We start from the raw sequence: 20810 nt of genomic DNA on the forward strand, positions 1-20810 counted from the left end.
AATAAGGATGTGACGCGCTATGTCTGCCACGCTAACTGCCGACCAGGCCCTGAAGCTTGTCGGGGAGATCTTCGTCTACCATATGCCGTTCAACCGTGCGCTGGGGCTCGAGCTGGAGCGTTACGAAAAAGATTTTGCCCAACTGAGCTTTAACAACCAGCCGATGATGGTCGGTAACTGGGCGCAAAGCATTCTCCATGGCGGGGTGATCGCCTCTGCCCTTGATGTTGCCGCTGGTCTGGTCTGCGTCGGCAGCACCCTGACCCGCCACGACACCATCAACGAAGACGAGCTGCGCCAGCGCCTGTCGCGGATGGGCACCATCGACCTGCGCGTCGATTATCTGCGCCCTGGCCGTGGGAATCGCTTTACTGCCAGCAGCAGCCTGCTGCGGGCGGGCAATAAAGTCGCGGTCGCGCGCGTCGAGCTACACAACGAAGATCAGGTTTATATCGCCAGCGCAACCGCCACTTATATGGTGGGTTGAGAAGGTAAAATCGGGTAAAATTGCGTTACTTTTTTGTAACGGATTTTCCTGATGGATGCTAAACAGACGCGGCAGGGCGTTTTACTCGCCCTTGCCGCTTATTTTATCTGGGGTATCGCGCCCGCCTACTTCAAGCTGATTCACTACGTCCCCGCTGACGAAATTCTTACCCACCGCGTGATCTGGTCGTTTTTCTTTATGGTGGCGCTGATGAGCGTAAGCCGTCAGTGGTCGGGGGTGAAAACGCTCCTGCAAACGCCAAAGAAAATTTTCCTGCTGGCCCTCTCTGCCGTATTGATTGGCGGCAACTGGCTCCTGTTTATCTGGTCAGTCAATAACCATCATATGCTGGAAGCGAGCCTCGGCTACTTCATTAACCCACTGGTGAATATCGTGCTGGGGATGCTGTTCCTTGGCGAGCGCTTCCGCCGGATGCAGTGGCTGGCGGTGATGCTCGCCCTCTGCGGCGTTCTGGTTCAGCTCTGGACCTTCGGCTCGCTGCCGGTCATTGCCCTGGGGCTGGCGTTCAGCTTTGCCTTCTATGGCCTGGTGCGCAAGAAAATTGCAGTTGAAGCGCAAACCGGGATGCTGTTTGAAACCCTGTGGCTGCTGCCAGTGGCCGCGATTTACCTGTTCGGCATTGCCGACAGCAGCACCAGCCATATGGGCAGTAACCCGTGGACGCTGAACGTGATGCTGATGGCGGCCGGTGTGGTCACCACCATCCCGCTGCTGTGCTTTACCGGTGCGGCAACGCGTCTGCGCCTGTCGACGCTGGGTTTCTTTCAGTACATCGGCCCGACGCTGATGTTCCTGCTGGCGGTGCTGTTCTACGGCGAAGTGCCGGGCGCGGATAAGATGGTGACCTTTGCCTTTATCTGGGTGGCGCTGGCGGTGTTTGTGGCAGATGCGATTTATACCCAGCGCAGGACGCGCAAAGGGTTGTAGTGCTTTTTGCCGGATGGCGGCTGCGCCTTATCCGGCCTACGGGATCTGTAGGCCCGGTAAGCGTAGCGCCACCGGGCGCAACCATCACAGCCAGTTACGGCGCTTAAAGTAGAGATACGGCGCGAGACCGGCGAGCACCATAAAGACAATCGCTCCCGGATAACCAAAGCTCCATTTCAGCTCCGGCATAAACTCAAAGTTCATCCCGTAGCTGGAGGCCACCAGCGTAGGCGGCAGGAACACTACCGAGACCACCGAGAAGATCTTGATGATGCGGTTCTGCTCGATGTTGATAAAGCCCATCGCCGCCTGCATCAGGAAGTTCACCTTCTGGAACAGGGATTCGTTGTGCGGCAGCAGGGATTCGATATCGCGCAGGATCTCACGCGCCTGCTCCAGCTGACCGCCCGGCAGACGCGCCTTGCGCACCAGGAAGTTCAGCGCGCGCTGGGTATCCATCAGACACAGACGCACCTTCCAGCCGATATCTTCCAGCTCTGCCAGGGTTGAGAGCGCTTCGTCGTACTCATCGCCCTGATGGCCTTCCATGATCACCCGGCTCAGCGCTTCCAGATCGCTGTAGATGTTTTCGATTTCATCCGCCAGCTGTTCGATTTTAGTTTCAAACAGGTCGAGCAGCAGCTCATAGGCATTGCCGTCCACCATCGCCTGGCTACGGGCGCGCATGCGGTAGAGACGGAACGCGGGCAGTTCACGCTCACGCAGGGTAAACAGGCGGCCATCGCGGATGGTGAATGCGACGGTAGAGTTACCGGCGTGATCTTCCGCATCTTCGAAGAAGAAAAAGGAGTGGATGTGCAGACCGTCTTCGTCTTCGAAGAAACGGGCCGACGCCTCGATGTCTTCCAGTTCCGGGCGGGTGGCCAGGCTTTGTCCAAGTTCAGATTGTACGCGCAGGCGTTCGTCGTCATCCGGCTCGACCAGATCCACCCAAACGGCATCAATGAGGGGTTGTGACTCTTCAGCTTCAAGCCGAATCAGTCGGTTCTTTTCCAGTTGAAATGCGCTCAGCATGACCGGGACTCCCAATGCAAAAAATATCGGACAGTTCGGTGGGCACACAGAAACAAATTGGGTTTCAGACCATTAAACAGCCTGACTCAGCGCGACGGGAATAACTGTCGCTGACAACCACTAAGGGCATCAGCGTGAGGAGATAGCCTTAGGAGTTGTTCCTGGATGACAGGGAATTGAGCCAGCATCTACTGGGTGTGTCCAAGGCGAATGTCCTCTTAGCGTAATCGTGCGCGCATGTTACGCCAGCAGTCACAGCGGCGTCAACACGCAACGAAACGCTGAAGAACTTTAAATGCCCTTCAGCGTTTAAGCCTGGCAGCTTATTAAAAAATAGTGATATTTTTCGGAAAGTTACACTGCTTCCAGTCGGGCGTAAGCGGCCACCAGCCATTTGATACCCTGCCCCTGGAATGCCACCTGCAGGCGGCTGTGTTCCCCGCTGCCCTCCAGGTTCACAATGGTGCCTTCACCGAATTTGGCGTGGCGCACGCGCTGGCCGAGTTTGAATCCGCTGTCGTTTTCCGAGACTGGCGCACCCAGACGCTGATGGCTGACCGGGCGGCTGATGCTGGCCCGCAGACGAACCTCTTCCACGCACTCTTCCGGCAGTTCGCCAACAAAACGCGACGGCCGGTGGTAAACCTCTTTGCCGTACAGACGGCGGGTTTCCGCATAGGTCAGGGTCAGCTTTTGCATCGCGCGGGTCACGCCGACGTAGGCCAGGCGACGCTCCTCTTCCAGACGACCGCCCTCATCCAGCGACATCTGGCTCGGGAACATCCCCTCCTCCATGCCGACGATAAACACCTGCGGGAACTCCAGCCCTTTGGCCGAGTGGAGGGTCATCAGCTGGACCGCATCCTGCCAGGTGTCGGCCTGCCCTTCGCCCGCTTCCAGCGCGGCATGGGACAGGAACGCCTGCAGCGGCATCAGGTCTTCATCTTCTTCGTTGTAGCTGAACTGGCGCGTGGCCGTCACTAGCTCCTCTAAGTTCTCGATACGGGTCTGGCCCTTCTCGCCCTTCTCCTGCTCGTACATCATGCGCAGGCCGGAGTCTTTAATCACCCGGTCGGTCTGAACGTGCAGCGGCATGTCGGCGGTTTCCTGAGCCAGGGCTTCGATCAGCTCCAGGAAGCGCTGCAGCGCGCTGGCCGCACGTCCGGCGAGGGCCTTCTCCTGCAGCAGCTCGCGACACGCCTGCCACAGGGTCAGCTGGCGATCGCGGGAGGTCTGACGCACCACGTCAAGGGTGCGATCGCCGATGCCGCGCGTGGGGGTGTTGACCACGCGCTCAAAGGCCGCGTCGTCGTTACGGTTGGCAATCAGCCGCAGATAGGAGAGCGCGTCTTTAATTTCCTGGCGTTCGAAGAAGCGCATCCCGCCATAGATGCGGTACGGCATGCTGGCCTGCAGCAGCGCCTCTTCCAGCACGCGCGACTGGGCGTTGCTGCGGTAGAGAATGGCGCACTTCTCCAGCGCGCCGCCGTTGTCCTGCCAGGTTTTGATCCGGTTGACCACGAAGCGGGCTTCGTCCAGCTCGTTGAAGGCGCAGTAAAGCGAGATCGGCTCGCCGTCGATGCCCTCGGTCCACAGCTTTTTACCCAGACGCCCGTTGTTGTTCTCAATCAGGGCGTTGGCCGCGCTCAGAATGTTGTTGGTGGAGCGGTAGTTCTGCTCCAGGCGGATGGTTTCGGCGCCCGGGAAGTCCTTGAGGAAGCGCTGGATGTTCTCCACCTGGGCGCCGCGCCAGCCGTAGATCGACTGATCGTCATCGCCGACAATCATCACCTTGCTGGAATCGCCCGCCAGCAGGCGGATCCATGCGTACTGAATGTTGTTGGTATCCTGGAATTCGTCCACCAGGATGTTGGTGAAGCGTTCGCGGTAGTGCTGCAGGATATGCGGCTTGTTGAGCCACAGCTCATGGGCGCGCAGCAGCAGCTCGGCAAAATCCACCAGCCCGGCGCGATCGCAGGCCTCCTGGTAGGCCTGATAGACCTTCTGCCAGGTCTGCTCAATCGGGTTGCCAAAGCTCTGGATGTGGTGCGGGCGCAGCCCTTCGTCTTTCTGGCTGTTGATGTACCACATCGCCTGACGCGGCGGCCACTGCTTCTCGTCGAGGTTCATGGCCTTGATCAGGCGCTTCAGCAGGCGCAGCTGGTCTTCGCTGTCGAGGATCTGAAAGTCCTGCGGCAGGTTGGCATCCAGATGGTGTGCACGCAGCAGGCGGTGCGCCAGCCCGTGGAAGGTGCCAACCCACATGCCGCCCTGGCTGGTGCCCATCAGCTGGGCAATACGGTGGCGCATCTCCGCCGCCGCTTTGTTGGTGAAGGTTACCGCCATAATCGAGTACGGGGAGCAGTTCTCCACGCTCTGCAGCCAGGCAATGCGGTGTACCAGCACGCGTGTCTTACCACTGCCCGCCCCTGCCAGCACCAGCATATTGGTGCGCGTCGCGGCAACCGCGTCACGCTGTTTGTCATTAAGGCTGTCGAGCAGGTAAGAAACGTCCATTGGCACCGTCACGTAGTAATCAGGAACACGGCAAAACGCCCGCAGGCGCTTCGCTTACCGGGCCTACAACTGCAAAACCCTGGTAATTTATACAATACTACTGGTGATTATATCAGCGTGGTGAGGGATGCCAACCGTGAAATTTCGATGTGCGGCAGCAGGCGGCTGTCAGCGGTCTGCATCAGATCGGCATTTTCCGGCTTGATCCAGCAGGCCTGCATTCCGCAGCGGATCGCCCCCGCCACGTCGGTGGTGAGGTCATCGCCCACGTGCAGGATCTCCCCCAGCGGCAGGTCGAGCTTCTCTGCCGCCAGATGGTACATATCGTTGAACGGCTTGGAGCGCCCGTGCGGGCCCGCGCGCAGTACAAACTCGAAGTAGTCGCCCAGGCCGAACAGCTCCGGCTGCGCATTGCCGTTGGTGATGGCCACCAGCGGCCACTTCTCGCCCAGTTTCGCCAGGGTGTCGTGGGTCTCCTGCGGCACGTCGATACGGCTGCGCCATTGGGCGAAGTGCGCCATCGAGGCTTCTGCGCCAAGCGCGGCTTCGGCGGCGGTCAGGCCAGCATTCAGCATTGCCTGCTCAACGGCGCGGCGGCGCCACTCGGTGACGTCGTGGTAAATTTCCGGCTCGGTTTGCCGTAACGCCTGGCGCAGGCGGTGAAACTCTTTGTTTTCCAGCGTTTTTAACGCGGGATGGTAGTTTTGCACAAACGCCAGCGCTTCCTGCTCGGTACGCAGGATCACCTCGCGGTTGTCGTAAAGGGTGTCATCAAGGTCGAACGTCAGTGCTGAAATATGGCCTAAAGGACGATAAAAACGCATTATTTCCCCCGTTTGGCGCGTGGATGCGCCGCGTCGTACACCGAGGCAAGGTGTTGAAAATCAAGATGGGTATAAATCTGGGTGGTGGACAAATTGGCGTGGCCCAGCAGCTCCTGCACCCCACGCAGATCGCCGCTGGACTCGAGCATGTGCGTGGCGAAGGAGTGGCGCAGTTTATGCGGATGCACATGGCTGTTCAGCCCCTGCTTGATCCCCCACTCGGCAAAACGTTTCTGCACGTTACGCGCCGAGATGCGCTTCCCGAGCTTCGAGAGGAACAGCGCATCGTCTTCGGTGCCAAACAGGCCGCGCAGATCGAGCCAGTGCTCAATCCACGCCACGGCGTTACGGCCAATGGGCAGGCGGCGCTCTTTGCTGCCTTTGCCCATCACCCACACTTCGCCGGTGTCCAGATCGAGGTGTTTGATATCGAGGTTCACCAGCTCGGAAAGACGTAACCCCGCGCCGTACATCACCTCCAGCATCGCCCGATCCCGTACCGCCAGCGGATCGTTGAGATCGATATCCAGCAGGCGGTTAACGTCATCGACATCGATATTTTTGGGCAGGTGGCGCGGCGCTTTTGGCGCGGCGATCCCTTTGGCCGGGTTGGCGTTAAGCTCGCCCTGGCTTACCTGCCAGTCGAAGAAGCTGCGCAGGGCTGAAAGACGCAGCGCGAGGCTGGCAGGGCCAAGCCCTTTCCGGCGGCTGCGCACGGCAAAGGTCCGAACCGTGGCGGCATCACATTGCTGCCAGCTCTTCAGGCCGATCTCGTCGGCCAGCTGCATGATGGCATCAAGCTGACGCTGGTAGTTTACCAGGGTGATTGGGCTGAGCTGGCGCTCAACGCCCAGATAGCGCAGAAAACGCGTAACGGCAGGCGCCAGCAGAGCATCCGTCATACGCGTTCAATCCAGCGCTCCAGCAGCTCGGGCAGCATCTGCGCGATCTCCTGGAGCAGCTGCGTCCCTTGTCCCTGCTGATAGTGCTGCGGATCACGGCTGGTAAACAGCATCACCCCGAGATCGCCATCGCGTCCCATCAGCGACATCGCCACCGAACCGATGGCCTTGGCCTCCGGCAGAACGATCAGCAGTTCCGGGCCATGCAGCGGCCCGAGGTAGTGGTTCTCATGCCCCATGCGCTGAATGCGCAGCGGCTCAAACGCCTGCCGCGATAGCGCCAGCTGGGTAAAGCTGGAGGGGGCGCCAATGCGCCAGCGATCCGGGAACAGGCGCAGGGTCGCCCCAGCCAGCCCCAGCTCGCGCGCCCAGCGATGCAGGCGGAGCAGAAATTCGTCCAGGCTGCTGGCGGAGGCCAGTCGCGACTGCAGGTGCAGCAGACGATAGAACAGGCTCTCATTACTGGTGGCCTGCTCCATCAGCAGCGAAATATTCTCTTCCAGATGGTTGATATGATTGCGCGCGCGCGCCATATGCCATTCGACCAGCGAGACCGTCCCGCGGATCGGATGTGGCACGCGCATCTCTTCAACCACGCGGGCATTACGAATGAAAAACTCAGGATGGCGCAGCAGATAATCAACAACCGCCCGGTCGTCCATCTCCGTCAGCGTTTCCTGCAGTTCTTCTCCTGGTTGTTTCATAGATGGATAAACCCGTCGTAGACTTGTGTCGCCGGGCCGGTCATATACAGCGGCTGGCCCGGGCCTTTCCAGGCGATATCAAGACGGCCGCCTGGTAAATCCACGCGAACCTCTTCCGCCAGTAAACCCTGCGCAATCCCCACCGCGACGGCCGCACAGGCACCGCTACCGCACGCCTGTGTTTCACCAGCTCCGCGTTCAAAGACGCGCAGACGGATGTGATCGCGAGTGATGACCTGCATAAATCCAATATTGGCGCGCTCAGGAAAACGTTCATGGCTTTCCAGCACCGGACCAAGCGTCTCAACGGGCGCGGTCGCGACATCATCAACCTGAATCACGCAGTGCGGATTCCCCATGGAGACCACGCCGCACAAGACTGTCTGTTCCGCGGCGCGCATGATATAGGTCTTTTCCGCTTTGTTGGCGCGGAACGGCACCTGCGATGGCTCGAAGTTCGGCTCGCCCATGTTGACCCGCACCAGCTCATCGTCGGTGACGCTCAGCACCATTCGCCCATTAGCAGTGCTGACGCGAATATCACGCTTGTTGGTCAGCCCTTTCAGCCGGACAAAGCGGGCAAAACAGCGCGCGCCGTTGCCACACTGAGAGACTTCGCTGCCGTCAGCATTAAAGATGCGGTAGTGAAAATCGAGATCGGGATCGTAAGGCGGCTCAACCACCAGCAGCTGATCAAACCCGACCCCGAGGTGCCGATCGGCCAGGCGGCGGATCAGCTCCGGAGAAAAGAAGACATTCTGCGTTACCGCGTCGACGACCATAAAATCATTGCCAAGGCCATGCATTTTAGAGAACTGCATTATTTACTCCATTGCGCGGTTCGCAACGCGCGTCAGTAATTCACCTGGCTTGGGCCGCCATTGTCGCCGCGATCGTTACGATCTGGCATGGTGGTTTGTACGGGGCTTTGCGCTTTTTTGGTCGGTGGCGGCGCGGTTTTATCTGCCGGTGGGAAATAGAGCGGCCCTTTCAGACCACAGCCACTCAGGCTAAACAGTGCGAGGAGAACGGCAAGCGTTCCAAAAACGTTTTTCATTATCAGGTTGCCTGTAAGTTCATGCTTTCTGTTTTCTATCATCGCAGGAGAAGGCACAAAAGCAAGAGTTTGCCGCTAACCTGCAACCGGAATTATTTAGCGTTATACTGCCGCCATCACGAAAAACAGGAACAGAACCATGAATGACAGTGAATTCCATCGCCTCGCCGATAACCTGTGGCAAACCATCGAAGAACGTCTTGACGACTGGGATGGCGACAGCGACATCGATTGTGAAATCAACGGCGGCGTGCTGACCATCAGCTTTGAAAACGGCAGCAAGATCATTATTAACCGTCAGGAACCGCTTCACCAGGTGTGGCTGGCCACCAAGCAGGGCGGCTACCATTTCGACCTCAAGGGCGACGAGTGGATTTGCGATCGCAGCGGTGAAGCGTTCTGGGATCTGCTTGAGCAGGCCGCGACCACGCAGTCGGGCGAAGAGGTGAGCTTCCGCTAAGGTTTATTGCCCGGTGGCGCTGCGCTTACCGGGCCTACAACGGCTCGAACCGTAGGCCGGATAAGCAAAGCGCATCCGGCACAGCGGCTCAGGAGAAATACTGCTGCAACAGCGGGGTGTTGGCGTCCTGATTGGCCGGTGCGGCTGCAATCACCTGGGTACGGAACGGGATCACCTGCGCACGGCCATCGACCTTCACAATCTGGTAGAACTGCGGCAGGTTGAAGTTGATGAAGCTGGAACCGTAGGTAAAGCGATCGTGTGAGGACGAGTAGAAGCGGCTGACGTCGCGCACCAGCTCCTCTTTGCTGCCTTCACAGTGGTGATACACTTCGGCGCGGTTGGTTTCATCAAGGATATAGATATTGAAACCGGCATCGTCGCCCGACTCTTCAAAGAAGAACTGAATAATCCCTTCGCTGGCAAAACCATCCACCACCTGCGGCAGCTTGACGTGGTTAGTCTCAACCTGTACCGACAGACCGTGCAGTTTATTGTGCGAAATGGCGCCATAGAACTCGATGGCATTTTCCAGCTTCTGCACCGAGACGTTCAGACGCTCAAAGAACAGGCCCCAGGTTTGCCCGGAGACGCGCAGCGCTTTGAAGCGGCCGGTTTCCTGACGGGTACTGGAGAGACGCAGGTCGATACACTCGGAGACCAGCTGCTGCACGCGGGTACGGATCAGGCCGCGCAGATGCTGGCTGTAGCAGAAGACCTCGACGCTGTCCGGTGGAGCAGCATCCTGGTGCATCTTGCCAAGAATGGTTTTCAGCGCTTCGATCATCGCCTGCTCGCCGTTGAAATGCAGAGTACGCACTTCGTTCCACGAGTTGCGGTACAGCAGGTCGACGCTGCCCACCAGGCAGTTTTGCTGCTCGCCAAAGCTGAACACGTCCAGCTTGCGGAAATCAAAATGCACCACCTGATTGCGGAACGCCGCCGTCGGGTCGTATTCCAGGTTGACGATGATCGCCAGATGGCGAATTTCGCACGGGCTGTAGAGCGCTTTCGGCGTCGGCGCAGGCAGACGCAGCGGGAAGTGATGCGACACATCCGCCACCATCTCCTGCAGTTTGGCGAGATCGACGATCTCGTTACCCTTAATAAACAGGCGGGTACGCGACGTCAGCAGGCCGTTAAACCAGGCCCAGGCCACCAGCTTGTTCAGATAGCGGTTATATTCCAGCGGCTGATGGCTGATGATCGAATCCATGCTCGGCGCACGGTTGTACAGATACCACCCGGTGCGGTTCGCGCGACCCGGCGGCACATAGATAAAGGTCAGGTTTGGTTCAGACAGGTCCGGCGAAATCTGCGGGTTCACCAGCGTCACTTTACCCGGCAGCGCTTCAAACGCGGCGTACAGCTTACGGGTCAGAACACCGATATCCTGCGGGCTGGCGGAAACGCTGAGGTTGTTACGACGGGCAAAGCGGATCAGGTTACGGTAGCTCTGCATCATGGCATCGAGCAGCTCGTTGTGCGCTTCACGCACCTGATCGATCTTCCAGTTGGCGCGGTTATCGAGCATCGACAGACGCTCTTCGTCCCATCCCCACTCTTTGACTAATTGACTAACCACTTCACGACGCCAGCCGACACATGCCCGTTCGCGGCTGAGCTTCTCACAGACTTTGAGATAGAAACATCGACGGACCAGGTCCAGACGGGTCGGATCGTCAATGGCTTTCAGGTATTCGGTGACGCGCTCGAGCATCATGCAGTAGGCATCAAGACCGAAAGAGACGATCTCGCCATCATGCAGACGCTGTTTAATGTCTTTCGCCAACAGGCGCGGCGTCGGGTATTCCCACGAGTAGGCTTCAAGCAGCAGGGTTTTCAGCACCGCTTTGTACGGAGAATCGATACTTTTATACAGCTGCCACAGGCTTGCACCGAAATACTCTTCGGCGGACAGGGAGCTTAAGCCGCCCAGATCCAGCCACTCGTTTGGCGTCAGGACCCCCTGGGCGTAGAGCTTCATGACGTAATCGTCGTAATGCTCTTCTTCGTCGCACGGCACCATACTCCAGAGAATACGCTTCCCGGCCAGGCGCACGGCGGTACGGTAAAACTCATCCAGCAATAAGATGTGCTGCGTCGAGCCGCAGTCTTCACCCCCCAGACTGCCGCTTTCATTATGGCGGAAACGGTTTTCATCAATCAGGAAGAAGCTCACTTCCACGCCGAGCGAGGCCGCCCAGCTCTCCAGCAGGCTGCATTTACGCTGCAGCAGCTGACGCTCGTCGTTATCGAGCCAGGACTGATGGCAGACCCAGATATCCAGATCCGAAGAACAGCTTTGCCCTACCGAAGAGGTACTGCCCATGGTGTAGAGGCCGGTGATCGGCAGTTCACCTTTCGGAGACTCCTGCGGCGGCATGCCACGGTAGAGCTCCAGCTCTTTCAGGTAGTGTTCTTGGGTTTCATCAGGCGTGAAAAGGCAGATGCCCTTGGGAACGTTACCGTCGAGGTAACCCGGCATCAGTGGGTGGTGATAGTGCAACAATGTCGGCAGAAGACTGTAAACCTGCTGGAAAGCAGGGCCCATCGCAGCAAGCGCGCGATCGACACGCAGTTGGTTGATGGCATCCAGTCTCTGTTTCAGAGTCTCAATATAGAGGTACAAGACGTATCGCCTGATGTTCAGAAGGCACTAATCCTCACCAGGACCGAGGATTACGCGTTCACAGTATTTCGAAAGTAACCGTCGCCCTTTTTCGCCCTTATCTTTCTGGTCTCGGAGACGAAAAAATGGTCTAAAACGTGATCAATTTAACACCTTGCCGTTTGACCGTAAAGAAAGATGCGCTACATACAAGTGTAGCACCGTTCTGTACGTGTAAATTCCTGAATACGGCAGCAGGCAACCTCTATCGCTGCCCTGTCCTGAACCCCTCAACGTCCGTAAACCTGACACTCCCAGGACAACAATGTTAGGATGGTCAGTAGATGATTAAGACGGTAACAAGCATGTTAGACAATGTTTTAAGAATTGCCACACGCCAAAGCCCCCTCGCGCTCTGGCAGGCACATTATGTAAAGCAGCGCCTCGAAGCCTGCCATGAAGGCTTGCGGGTTGAGCTGGTGCCGATGGTCACGCGCGGCGATGTCATTCTTGATACACCGCTGGCGAAAGTGGGCGGCAAAGGCCTGTTCGTGAAAGAGCTGGAGCTGGCACTGCTTGAGGATCGCGCAGATATCGCGGTCCACTCCATGAAGGACGTCCCGGTTGATTTCCCTGAGGGACTGGGGCTGGTCACCATTTGCGAGCGTGAAGATCCGCGCGACGCCTTTGTTTCAAACCGCTACGACTCGCTGGATGCCTTGCCACAGGGCAGCATCGTTGGCACGTCAAGTTTACGCCGCCAGTGCCAGCTGGCCGAGTCGCGTCCGGACCTGGTTATCCGCTCCCTGCGCGGCAACGTCGGTACCCGTCTCGGCAAGTTGGATAATGGCGAATATGACGCCATCATCCTGGCGGTTGCCGGCCTGAAGCGCCTGGGTCTGGAGTCGCGCATTAAGGTGGCGTTGCCACCGGAACAGTCGCTGCCGGCCGTCGGTCAGGGCGCGGTGGGCATTGAGTGCCGACTCGACGATACACGCACCCATGCGCTGCTGGCGCCGCTCAATCACAACGAGACGGTCATCCGCGTCCAGGCAGAGCGCGCCATGAACACTCGCCTGGAAGGGGGATGTCAGGTGCCGATTGGCAGCTATGCTGAATTAATTGATGGCGAACTGTGGCTGCGCGCGCTGGTTGGCGCGCCGGACGGTTCGCAGATGGTGCGCGGCGAACGCCGTGGTCGTCCCCAGGATGCAGAACAGCTGGGTATTTCGCTGGCTGAAGAGCTGCTCGATAACGGCGCGCGTGAAATTCTCGCGGATGTCTATAACGGAGAACCCCCGGCATGAGTATTCTCGTCACCCGCCCTTCTCCCGCTGGAGATCAGTTAGTGAGCCGTCTGCGCGCACTGGGGCAGGTGGCGTGGAGCTTTCCGCTGATTGAGTTCACCCCGGGCCGGGAACTGCCCCTGCTTGCCGGTCATCTTGGTGCGCTGCAGGCCGATGACATGCTGTTTGCCCTTTCACAACATGCCGTGGAATTTGCCCACGCCCGGCTGCAACAGGACGGCCTGCGCTGGCCGGACGCGCCACGCTATTTCGCCATCGGCAGAACCACCGCCCTGGCGCTGCATACCGAAAGTGGCAAAGACGTCCGCTATCCGCTGGATCGGGAAATCAGCGAAGTATTGCTACAATTACCTGAATTACAAACCGTTGTCGGGAAGCGCGCCCTGATTTTGCGCGGCAACGGTGGACGTGAACTGCTGGGCGACACGCTGCGTGAGCGTGGAGCAGAAGTGACATTTTGTGAATGTTATCAACGTTGTAATAAACACTATGACGGTGCGGAAGAGGCGATGCGCTGGCAGTCTCGCGGCGTTACAACCCTGGTAGTAACCAGCGGTGAAATGCTGCAACACCTCTGGTCGCTGATGCCACAATGGTATCGTGAAAACTGGTTACTCCGCTGTCGGCTTCTGGTCGTCAGTGAGCGTCTGGCGAACCTCGCCCGGGAACTGGGCTGGCAAGATATTCGGATCGCTGATAACGCCGACAACGATGCGCTGCTGCGCGCATTACAATAACTCTCATAATGGGAAGCCATAATGACGGAACAAGAAAAATCCTCCGCCGTGGTTGAAGAGACCAGGGAGACTGTGGACACCACGCCACAGCCAGAAACGACAGAGAAAAAGCATGGCAGCAATAAAACCAGCCTGGCGTTAAGCGCGATTGCTATCGCCATTGCGCTGGCTGCAGGTATCGGCCTGTACGGTCTGGTGAAAAAGCAAGCCACTAATCAGACCGCCGCCAGCGACGCGCTGGTTACCCAGGTCACTGCCCTGCAACAGGCACAGCAGTCGCAGAAAGCCGAGCTGGATGCGGTGATCAAACAGCAGGCAGCCCAGCTGGCCGACGCGAACCGTCAGCAGGCCGAGCTGACGAAGCAGCTGGATGAGATGCAGCAAAAAGTGGCCACCATTTCCGGCACCGACGCCAAAACCTGGCTGCTGGCGCAGGCGGATTTCCTCGTCAAACTGGCCGGGCGTAAGCTGTGGAGCGATCAGGACGTCACAACCGCCGCCGCGCTGCTGAAAAGTGCCGATGCCAGCCTGGGAGACATGAACGACCCGAGCCTGATCGCTGCCCGTCGCGCCCTCACCGAAGATATCGCCAGCCTGGGCACCGTTTCGCAGGTGGACTACGACGGCATCATTCTGAAAGTGAATCAGCTGTCGAACCAGATCGATAACCTGCGTCTGGCAGACAATAACGACGACGACTCCCCGATGGATTCCGACAGCAGCGAACTCTCCAGCTCGCTGAGCGAGTGGCGCATCAACCTGCAGAAAAGCTGGCAGAACTTTATGGACAGCTTTATCACCGTTCGCCGCCGCGATGAGACCACCGTGCCGCTGTTAGCCCCGAATCAGGACGTCTATCTGCGCGAAAACCTGCGTTCACGCCTGCTGGTGGCCGCGCAGGCGGTGCCTCGCCATCAGGAAGAGACCTACAAGCAGGCGCTGGACAACGTCTCGACCTGGGTGCGTGCCTACTACGATACCGACGATGCCACCACCACGGCCTTCCTCGAAGATGTGGACAAGCTGAGCCAACAGAACATCACCATGAACGTCCCGGATAAGCTGGAAAGCCAGCCGATTCTGGAGAAGCTGATGCAGACGCGCGTGCGCAACCTGCTGGCACAGCCGGGCGTGGCCGCAGAGCAAGCCCCCGCTTCCGCTCCGGCCCCTGACAGCGCGCCACAAGGAGAGTAAATATGTTGAAAGTTCTGTTACTCTTCGCACTGTTGCTCGCCGGGATCGTGCTTGGTCCTATGCTGGCGGGTCATCAGGGTTACGTGCTGATCCAGACCGATAACTACAATATCGAAACCAGCGTCACCGGGCTGGTGATCATTCTGATCCTGGTGATGGTGGCGTTTCTGGCGATCGAATGGATCCTGCGCCGCATCTTCCGCACCGGGGCGCATACCCGCAGCTGGTTTGTCGGCCGCAAACGCCGTCGTGCCCGCAAGCAGACCGAACAGGCGCTGCTCAAGCTGGCCGAAGGCGACTATCAGCAGGTTGAGAAGCTGATGTCGAAGAACGCCGACCACGCTGAACAGCCGGTGGTCAACTACCTGCTGGCGGCCGAAGCGGCCCAGCAGCGCGGCGACGAAGTGCGCGCCAATCAGCATCTGGAGCGCGCCTCCGAACTGGCCGAAAACGATCCGATCCCGGTGGAGATCACCCGGGTGCGTCTGCAGCTGGCGCGTAACGAAAACCATGCCGCCCGCCACGGCGTCGATCGTCTGCTGGAGATCGCCCCGCGTCATCCGGAAGTGCTGCGTCTGGCTGAGCAAGCCTATATCCGCACCGGCGCCTGGGGCTCGCTGCTGGACATCATCCCGTCGATGGCAAAAGCAGACGTGGGTGACGATGAGCAGCGCGACGATCTGCAACGTCAGGCCTGGATTGGTCTGATGGACCAGGCCCGCGCCGATCAGGGCAGCGATGGACTGAAAGAGTGGTGGAAAAATCAGAGCCGTAAAACGCGCCAGCAGGTCCCCCTGCAGGTGGCGATGGCGGAGCACCTGATTGAGTGTGACGATCACGATACCGCACAGAGCATCATTCTTGATGGCCTGAAACGCCAGTATGACGATCGGCTGGTGATGGTGATCCCGCGCCTGAAAACCAATAATCCGGAGCAGATCGAGAAGATGCTTCGCCAGCAGATCAAAACCGTGGGCGATCGGCCGCTGCTGTGGAGCACCCTCGGTCAGTCCCTGGCCAGACATGGCGAATGGAAAGAGGCCAGCCTCGCCTTCCGCGCCGCGTTAAAACAGCGCCCGGATGCGTTCGATTACGCCTGGCTGGCGGATACGCTGGACAAGCTTCATCTGCCAGAGGAGGCCGCTGCGATGCGTCGCGATGGCCTGCTGCTGACGTTGCAGAACAATCCCCCGCAGCAATAATTACCCAGGAGGCCTGACGGCCTCCTTTTTTATTTGCTACATTCTTTGCATCATCTTCATGAGACCGCTTCCGCCAATGTAACGACCTCCTTTCATTAAACATTTTTCCTGCACACGCCTTTGCGGCGTGGACTAAATCGTTTTTGAAAGGATCGTTTCATGAACACGCTTTTGTACGCGCTTTTTCGCGCGCTCCGCAGCCATCGCTGGCTGCGCCTGCTGGCCTGCGCTTTTCTCTTTACCTCTGTGGGGAATGGCTTAACCCAGGTCATGGTCTTTGGCCTGCTGCTGGACTGGCAGGCTCCCGCCTCTTTACTGACCCTGGCATATCTGTTTGCCATGCTACCCGGCTTTGTGGGCAGCCTCGTTGGAGAGAGGCTCTGTATGCGCTTTTCGCCCATCCGCCTGCTGGTCCTGACCGAGTGGCTGGGTCTGCTCGCCCTGCTGTTTCCCCTGATGGGCATTCAGTATCACAGCATGGTGGCGCTGCTGGCGGTGCAGTCCACCGAGGCCTTTCTGGCGGGCATGAGCTGGCCGGCTCTGACCCTGCTGTTCCGTCGGGGATTATCCGAAGCCGAGCTGCCCGCGGCGACATGCCTGGAGACGATGATTTTTGCGTCGCAGGTGCTGCTGGGTACCGGGCTGGGTATGGTGCTGTTCCATCAGTTGCCCGCCCTGACACTCCTTGGGTTCGACGCGCTCACCTTTGTGGGTTCCTTGCTGATGTTGCTCCTCGCCGGCAGCGCGTTGCCTTCTCTGGCGCCTGGACAGGCAGCAGAAACCGAAAGACCGGTGGCAGTGCACTGGCAGGCGCTGGCCCCGCAGCAAAAACGCAGCCTGTTACTGCTTCCCGCCCTCGCCGCCGTGGGATCGCCCGCTATGGCGCTGCTGCCTGCGCTGGCGCAGCAGATCGAACCGGAGGATGCTGCCGGGCTGGCTCTACCCCTGCTCTTTGCCCGCAGCCTGGGGCAGCTGTGCGGCCCGCTGCTGCTGAAGAGAGAGAGCCTGCCCCGCTACGCCGGGCAAAACCGTCTCCTGCTGACCTGCCTCGGCCTCTTTTTATTCGCTTACGGAACGATCCCCCTGTTATCGGGGATGCAGGCGCTGGGGGTAGTATTTATCGCCCATCTGGCCTCAAATATCGTTTTTGCGGTGGGCACTTTTAGCCTGCTGAGCAGCTTTCAGGCTGACCAGGTTTCTTCGGCCAGCGGCAGGGCGTGGCGATGGCAAACCGCCAGTGCGTCAATTTTTACCTGCCTCACGGCACTGATTGCTGACGTATGGGGGCCGCTGCAGGCGCTGTATGGCGTTTCGGCCTGTGCCTTGCTGATTGTCGTGGGGACCCTGAGGCGCTACGGCAGATAAGGCATAAAAAAACGCCTGCTAAAAAGCAGGCGTTAAACAGGTCTGTTCGACAACTTGTGGTGCTTCACTCAACGTTGTGCCCATGGTGTTTGATGAGGCCGAAGCGACATCTGTCAGTGGACGATAAGCACCGTAAATGGCTCTGCATCATTCCGGGGTTTATGAGGCGCTAAGGCGAACATAAGAGATGGAATGAGCATCTACATGTGTATTATTGCATGCAACGTGCCAGGTTTGCATCCCGAAGTTGTCCGATCTCCAACTTTTTAAGATAAAAGGAAATTATGCTATTCAGGCAGGTCGAGAGGGGCAGAATGTATCGCGAACGCGGACAAAGTGTCTCCTGAAAACGACATCCTGGAACAGAAAGAAATATATTGTTATTTATCAGAAGGTTAAGTGTCACTTATTCACGACAGGCTGGCGGAATGCTGTCGGCGATAAGCAACAGAGGCAGGAATAGCAGAAAACAAAAAACCCCGCCGAAGCGGGGTTCAAAATTGGTCGGCGAGAGAGGATTCGAACCTCCGACCCACTGGTCCCAAACCAGTTGCGCTACCAAGCTGCGCTACTCGCCGTTGTACTGCTTTTTGAATTTTTAGTTCAATTCATTAAAAGTCGTGGTGCGAGGGGGGGGACTCGAACCCCCACATCCTAAGGACACTAACACCTGAAGCTAGCGCGTCTACCAATTCCGCCACCTTCGCAATTCACAACTCTTTAAATAATGGGGTGGCTAATGGGATTCGAACCCACGACAACTGGAATCACAATCCAGGGCTCTACCAACTGAGCTATAGCCACCACTACTTAATACTTTACTTCCACGCGGTTCTGCCTACTTAACAGACCACCGCAGCTCCAGCACCGGGTAAATGGTGCGCCCGACAGGATTCGAACCTGAGACCTCTGCCTCCGGAGGGCAGCGCTCTATCCAGCTGAGCTACGGGCGCTTAGCGCCGTTGCGGGGCTGGATATTACGGAGGTCTCGCTCTGCTGTCTAGTGCTTTTTTAAAATAAATGCGCGTTTGCTTACAGTTTGCGCACTTTGCCGCATATTACTGCGTTTTTGCTTTTTCGACGTGCCGTCCCAAGCCAAAAAGCTTATATCCCAGGCTCACGGCAGCGATAAATATCATCCCGACATACAGTGACATGCGGGTATCTTCATTGAAGTACATGCCGATGAGCACACAGATCAGGAACGCCATGGTCAGATAGTTCGCCCACGGGAACAGAATGGAGCGGAACGGATGGCTGGCAATCGCTTTTTTATGCGCCTGACGGAAACGCAGCTGGCTAATCAGGATCACAAACCACGGCACCATTCCCGGCAGCACGCTGGCGCTGTACACGTAGACGAAGACACGCTGCGGGTTCGGGATGATGTAATTCAGGCACGACCCCACCAGCAGGATGGCAATCGAGATAGCTACACCCGCTACCGGCACCCCTGCGCGGGAAACTTTGCCCACCGCCGCCGGAAGCTGGCGGTTTTTCGCCAGGGCATAAAGCATACGCCCGCAGCTGTACATGCCGCTGTTACAGCCAGAGAGCGCCGCCGTCAGCACCACAAAGTTGATAATGCCTGCCGCCGCGGTAATACCGATTTTGGCGAAAGTCAGCACGAACGGGCTGCCGGTGGTGCCAATCTCATTCCACGGGAAGATGGTGACGATGACAAAAATCGCGCCCACGTAGAAGATCAGAATGCGCCACAGCACTTTGCCTACCGCGCTGCGCAGGGTTACCTGCGGATTTTTGGCTTCACCGGCGGTGATACCGATCAGCTCAACGCCCTGGTAGGAGGCCACTACGATACAGAGCGCGGTCAGGAAACCTTTCCAGCCTCCGGCAAAGAACCCGCCGTGCTCGGTCAGGTTGCCAAAGCCAATCGCCTGCCCGCCATTACCAAAGCCGAAGAAGATCACCCCCACCCCGATGACGATCATCACGATGATGGTGGTGACTTTGATCATCGCAAACCAGAACTCGATCTCACCGTACAGGCGCACGGCTGCGAGGTTAGCCAGCGCCACCAGCCCCACGGCGATCAGCGCGGGTATCCACTGCGCCATCTCCGGGAACCAGAACTGCACGTAGACCCCGATGGCGGTAATCTCCGATATCCCGACCGCCATCCACATAAACCAGTACGACCAGGCCGTTAAATAGCCAAAAAACGGGCTCATGTAGCGGTGGGCGTAGACAGCGAACGAACCGGCAACCGGTTCGAGGAACAGCATTTCGCCCATCGAGCGCATGATAAAGAAGACGAACAGCCCGGCGATGATATACGCCAGCAGGACCGACGGCCCGGCCCATTTCAGGGTGCTGGCGGAGCCCATAAATAGCCCTACACCAATCGTCCCGCCCAGGGCGATAAGTTCAATATGACGAGCTTCCAGCCCACGCTGAAGCTCCGGTTTTTTCTCTGCCATAAATCCTCGGTTGTGCTTGCGACTCTCCCGGCCTTGGCCGGTTATTGTTATAGGTACAGATGTGCTATCACGGGCTGTGCGATATGGACCGTTTATGTTAACGGTTGATGCAAAAACAGCCTGGTACGGTAGTGCGGGGAGGAATGGTTTCTTAAATTTTGTAAAATGGCAAACGATGCGTTAAAAAAATGAATGTATTGCACAGAAAAGCAGCAGATTTGCAGGCAGGTTGCAGCGCGAACAGCAGATCGCGCTGCAAATCACAGATTAAAGTCGACCGGAGTAGTGCCAGCCAAGATAACGCAGCAGACGCAGCTGGCGGGTGATGCGGCTGGGCTGTGACAGCAGGCGATACAGCCACTCCAGCCCCAGATTCTGCCAGGCTTTTGGCGCACGCTTTACGCAGCCGGTGAAGACATCGTAGGTGCCACCAGCGCCCATATAGAGCGCGTCCGGGTAGACCTGACGGCAGTCGCGCATCAGGATCTCCTGACGCGGGGAACCCATCGCCACGGTGACAATCTGCGCCCCGCTGTCGCGAATGCGGGCAAACAGCGCCTGCTGCTGATCGGCACTGAAGTAACCGTCCTGACTACCGACGATATTCACCTGCCACTGGTCACGCAGCTTCTGCTCGGTTTGCGCCAGAATCTCCGGTTTGCCGCCAATGAGAAACACCGGCGTGCCGTCTGCGCCCGCCCGGGCCATCAGCGCTTCCCAGAGGTCAGCCCCCGCCACGCGGGAGATGTCTGCATCCGGGTATTTCTTACGCAAGGAGCGCACCACGCTGATGCCGTCAGCGTATTTAAATTCTGCCGCCTCAATGAGATCGCGTACTTGGGCGTTATCCTCAATGGTAAGCATTTTTTCTGCGTTAATGGCCACCAGCGTGCCGGTTCTCATTCCGTCACTGGCGCAGAGATAGTCCAGCGCATGTTGCATATCACGCCAGCCAATCAGCTTCAGGCCCCGCAGGTCATACAGCGGCGCAGAGGTATTGTCAGTCATTATTATCCTTA

General features: G+C 58.1%; 19 protein-coding genes and 4 tRNA genes. 8 read left to right on the plus strand and 15 right to left on the minus strand.

From position 1 onward, the window contains the following. Nucleotides 1-19: 19 nt before the first annotated feature. Complete coding sequence (gene yigI, locus ACP4QI_RS21380; RefSeq protein WP_142487508.1) at nucleotides 20-487, plus strand: acyl-CoA thioesterase YigI; 468 nt, start codon at nucleotides 20-22, stop codon at nucleotides 485-487. A 51-nt stretch (nucleotides 488-538) separates the two neighbouring features. Beyond that, nucleotides 539-1435 (plus strand): EamA family transporter RarD, encoded by an 897-nt coding sequence (gene rarD / locus ACP4QI_RS21385; RefSeq protein ID WP_156264853.1) that lies wholly within the window; start codon nucleotides 539-541, stop codon nucleotides 1433-1435. An 84-nt stretch (nucleotides 1436-1519) separates the two neighbouring features. Here rarD and corA read toward each other — a convergent pair whose 3' ends face one another. The 8 genes from corA to lptM all read right to left on the minus strand — a co-directional run bounded on the left by corA (nucleotide 1520) and on the right by lptM (nucleotide 8474). Continuing rightward, nucleotides 1520-2470, minus strand: coding sequence for a magnesium/cobalt transporter CorA (gene corA, locus ACP4QI_RS21390; protein WP_142487510.1), 951 nt, complete (start codon nucleotides 2468-2470; stop codon nucleotides 1520-1522). Nucleotides 2471-2618: 148 nt separating this feature from the next. After that, entirely contained in the window at nucleotides 2619-2864 is a 246-nt protein-coding gene (ysgD, locus tag ACP4QI_RS21395) for a YsgD/CorL family protein (RefSeq protein ID WP_350223562.1), read from the minus strand. Beyond that, complete coding sequence (gene uvrD / locus ACP4QI_RS21400) at nucleotides 2825-4987, minus strand: DNA helicase II (RefSeq protein WP_142487511.1); 2163 nt, start codon at nucleotides 4985-4987, stop codon at nucleotides 2825-2827. Before uvrD ends, ysgD begins: the two co-directional genes overlap by 40 nt. 107 nt (nucleotides 4988-5094) lie before the next feature. Next, complete coding sequence (gene yigB, locus ACP4QI_RS21405; RefSeq protein ID WP_156264854.1) at nucleotides 5095-5811, minus strand: 5-amino-6-(5-phospho-D-ribitylamino)uracil phosphatase YigB; 717 nt, start codon at nucleotides 5809-5811, stop codon at nucleotides 5095-5097. After that, nucleotides 5811-6713 (minus strand): tyrosine recombinase XerC, encoded by a 903-nt coding sequence (gene xerC / locus ACP4QI_RS21410; RefSeq protein WP_285129275.1) that lies wholly within the window; start codon nucleotides 6711-6713, stop codon nucleotides 5811-5813. The genes yigB and xerC overlap by 1 nt, the downstream gene beginning before the upstream one ends. After that, a complete protein-coding gene (locus ACP4QI_RS21415; RefSeq protein WP_426495998.1) occupies nucleotides 6710-7417 on the minus strand; it encodes a DUF484 domain-containing protein in 708 nt (235 codons plus the stop codon). The genes xerC and ACP4QI_RS21415 overlap by 4 nt, the downstream gene beginning before the upstream one ends. Then, nucleotides 7414-8238, minus strand: coding sequence for a diaminopimelate epimerase (gene dapF / locus ACP4QI_RS21420; protein ID WP_156264856.1), 825 nt, complete (start codon nucleotides 8236-8238; stop codon nucleotides 7414-7416). The genes ACP4QI_RS21415 and dapF overlap by 4 nt, the downstream gene beginning before the upstream one ends. Before the next feature lie 32 nt (nucleotides 8239-8270). Further along, nucleotides 8271-8474, minus strand: a complete 204-nt coding sequence (gene lptM / locus ACP4QI_RS21425) for an LPS translocon maturation chaperone LptM (RefSeq protein ID WP_106995931.1) — start codon at nucleotides 8472-8474, stop codon at nucleotides 8271-8273. A gap of 139 nt (nucleotides 8475-8613) precedes the next feature. Between lptM and cyaY the strand changes: the two genes are divergently transcribed. Then, on the plus strand, nucleotides 8614-8934 hold the full coding sequence (gene cyaY, locus ACP4QI_RS21430; protein WP_142487516.1) for an iron donor protein CyaY: 321 nt from the start codon (nucleotides 8614-8616) through the stop codon (nucleotides 8932-8934). Nucleotides 8935-9022: 88 nt separating this feature from the next. Here the strand turns inward: cyaY and cyaA are convergent, their stop codons facing one another. Continuing rightward, complete coding sequence (gene cyaA / locus ACP4QI_RS21435) at nucleotides 9023-11566, minus strand: class I adenylate cyclase (protein ID WP_156264858.1); 2544 nt, start codon at nucleotides 11564-11566, stop codon at nucleotides 9023-9025. 344 nt (nucleotides 11567-11910) lie between these two features. On the opposite strand from cyaA, the gene hemC reads away from it, so the two are divergent. The 5 genes from hemC to ACP4QI_RS21460 all read left to right on the plus strand — a co-directional run bounded on the left by hemC (nucleotide 11911) and on the right by ACP4QI_RS21460 (nucleotide 17350). Beyond that, nucleotides 11911-12852, plus strand: a complete 942-nt coding sequence (gene hemC / locus ACP4QI_RS21440; protein ID WP_426495999.1) for a hydroxymethylbilane synthase — start codon at nucleotides 11911-11913, stop codon at nucleotides 12850-12852. Then, nucleotides 12849-13589 (plus strand): uroporphyrinogen-III synthase, encoded by a 741-nt coding sequence (gene hemD / locus ACP4QI_RS21445; protein ID WP_156264862.1) that lies wholly within the window; start codon nucleotides 12849-12851, stop codon nucleotides 13587-13589. Before hemC ends, hemD begins: the two co-directional genes overlap by 4 nt. Nucleotides 13590-13610: 21 nt before the next feature. Then, nucleotides 13611-14783 carry a uroporphyrinogen-III C-methyltransferase gene (gene hemX, locus ACP4QI_RS21450; protein WP_142487520.1) on the plus strand — a complete coding sequence of 391 codons (1173 nt, stop codon included), beginning with the start codon at nucleotides 13611-13613 and terminating at the stop codon, nucleotides 14781-14783. Between the two features lie 2 nt (nucleotides 14784-14785). Continuing rightward, nucleotides 14786-15985, plus strand: coding sequence for a protoheme IX biogenesis protein HemY (gene hemY, locus ACP4QI_RS21455; protein ID WP_156264866.1), 1200 nt, complete (start codon nucleotides 14786-14788; stop codon nucleotides 15983-15985). Nucleotides 15986-16144: 159 nt separating this feature from the next. After that, complete coding sequence (locus tag ACP4QI_RS21460; RefSeq protein ID WP_426496000.1) at nucleotides 16145-17350, plus strand: MFS transporter; 1206 nt, start codon at nucleotides 16145-16147, stop codon at nucleotides 17348-17350. A gap of 501 nt (nucleotides 17351-17851) precedes the next feature. Here ACP4QI_RS21460 and ACP4QI_RS21465 read toward each other — a convergent pair. The 6 genes from ACP4QI_RS21465 to wecG form a co-directional block, all read right to left on the minus strand. Beyond that, nucleotides 17852-17928, minus strand: a tRNA-Pro gene (locus ACP4QI_RS21465). A 43-nt stretch (nucleotides 17929-17971) separates the two neighbouring features. Further along, a tRNA-Leu gene (locus ACP4QI_RS21470) sits at nucleotides 17972-18057 on the minus strand. A gap of 21 nt (nucleotides 18058-18078) precedes the next feature. Beyond that, nucleotides 18079-18154, minus strand: a tRNA-His gene (locus tag ACP4QI_RS21475). Nucleotides 18155-18226: 72 nt separating this feature from the next. Then, nucleotides 18227-18303, minus strand: a tRNA-Arg gene (locus ACP4QI_RS21480). A 105-nt stretch (nucleotides 18304-18408) separates the two neighbouring features. Next, on the minus strand, nucleotides 18409-19791 hold the full coding sequence (thrP, locus tag ACP4QI_RS21485) for a bifunctional threonine/serine APC transporter ThrP (protein ID WP_426496001.1): 1383 nt from the start codon (nucleotides 19789-19791) through the stop codon (nucleotides 18409-18411). Nucleotides 19792-20058: 267 nt separating this feature from the next. Beyond that, the gene (gene wecG, locus ACP4QI_RS21490) at nucleotides 20059-20799 is read right to left on the minus strand and encodes a lipopolysaccharide N-acetylmannosaminouronosyltransferase (protein ID WP_285112574.1); all 741 of its coding nucleotides are present in this window, start codon (nucleotides 20797-20799) and stop codon (nucleotides 20059-20061) included. Nucleotides 20800-20810 lie beyond the last annotated feature (11 nt).

This window comes from Leclercia sp. TB492 (assembly GCF_049974505.2).
Classification (GTDB): Bacteria; Pseudomonadota; Gammaproteobacteria; order Enterobacterales; family Enterobacteriaceae; genus Enterobacter; species Enterobacter adecarboxylatus_C.

Excerpts from the sequence above, each read along its gene's own strand:
- yigI (WP_142487508.1), top strand. The coding sequence starts at position 20 with ATGTCTGCCACGCTAACTGCCGACCAGGCCCTGAAGCTTGTCGGGGAG.
- rarD (WP_156264853.1), top strand. The coding sequence starts at position 539 with ATGGATGCTAAACAGACGCGGCAGGGCGTTTTACTCGCCCTTGCCGCT.
- corA (WP_142487510.1), bottom strand. The coding sequence starts at position 2,470 with ATGCTGAGCGCATTTCAACTGGAAAAGAACCGACTGATTCGGCTTGAA.
- ysgD (WP_350223562.1), bottom strand. The coding sequence starts at position 2,864 with ATGGCTGGTGGCCGCTTACGCCCGACTGGAAGCAGTGTAACTTTCCGA.
- uvrD (WP_142487511.1), bottom strand. The coding sequence starts at position 4,987 with ATGGACGTTTCTTACCTGCTCGACAGCCTTAATGACAAACAGCGTGAC.
- yigB (WP_156264854.1), bottom strand. The coding sequence starts at position 5,811 with ATGCGTTTTTATCGTCCTTTAGGCCATATTTCAGCACTGACGTTCGAC.
- xerC (WP_285129275.1), bottom strand. The coding sequence starts at position 6,713 with ATGACGGATGCTCTGCTGGCGCCTGCCGTTACGCGTTTTCTGCGCTAT.
- ACP4QI_RS21415 (WP_426495998.1), bottom strand. The coding sequence starts at position 7,417 with ATGAAACAACCAGGAGAAGAACTGCAGGAAACGCTGACGGAGATGGAC.
- dapF (WP_156264856.1), bottom strand. The coding sequence starts at position 8,238 with ATGCAGTTCTCTAAAATGCATGGCCTTGGCAATGATTTTATGGTCGTC.
- lptM (WP_106995931.1), bottom strand. The coding sequence starts at position 8,474 with ATGAAAAACGTTTTTGGAACGCTTGCCGTTCTCCTCGCACTGTTTAGC.
- cyaY (WP_142487516.1), top strand. The coding sequence starts at position 8,614 with ATGAATGACAGTGAATTCCATCGCCTCGCCGATAACCTGTGGCAAACC.
- hemC (WP_426495999.1), top strand. The coding sequence starts at position 11,911 with ATGTTAGACAATGTTTTAAGAATTGCCACACGCCAAAGCCCCCTCGCG.
- hemD (WP_156264862.1), top strand. The coding sequence starts at position 12,849 with ATGAGTATTCTCGTCACCCGCCCTTCTCCCGCTGGAGATCAGTTAGTG.
- hemX (WP_142487520.1), top strand. The coding sequence starts at position 13,611 with ATGACGGAACAAGAAAAATCCTCCGCCGTGGTTGAAGAGACCAGGGAG.
- hemY (WP_156264866.1), top strand. The coding sequence starts at position 14,786 with ATGTTGAAAGTTCTGTTACTCTTCGCACTGTTGCTCGCCGGGATCGTG.
- ACP4QI_RS21460 (WP_426496000.1), top strand. The coding sequence starts at position 16,145 with ATGAACACGCTTTTGTACGCGCTTTTTCGCGCGCTCCGCAGCCATCGC.
- thrP (WP_426496001.1), bottom strand. The coding sequence starts at position 19,791 with ATGGCAGAGAAAAAACCGGAGCTTCAGCGTGGGCTGGAAGCTCGTCAT.
- wecG (WP_285112574.1), bottom strand. The coding sequence starts at position 20,799 with ATGACTGACAATACCTCTGCGCCGCTGTATGACCTGCGGGGCCTGAAG.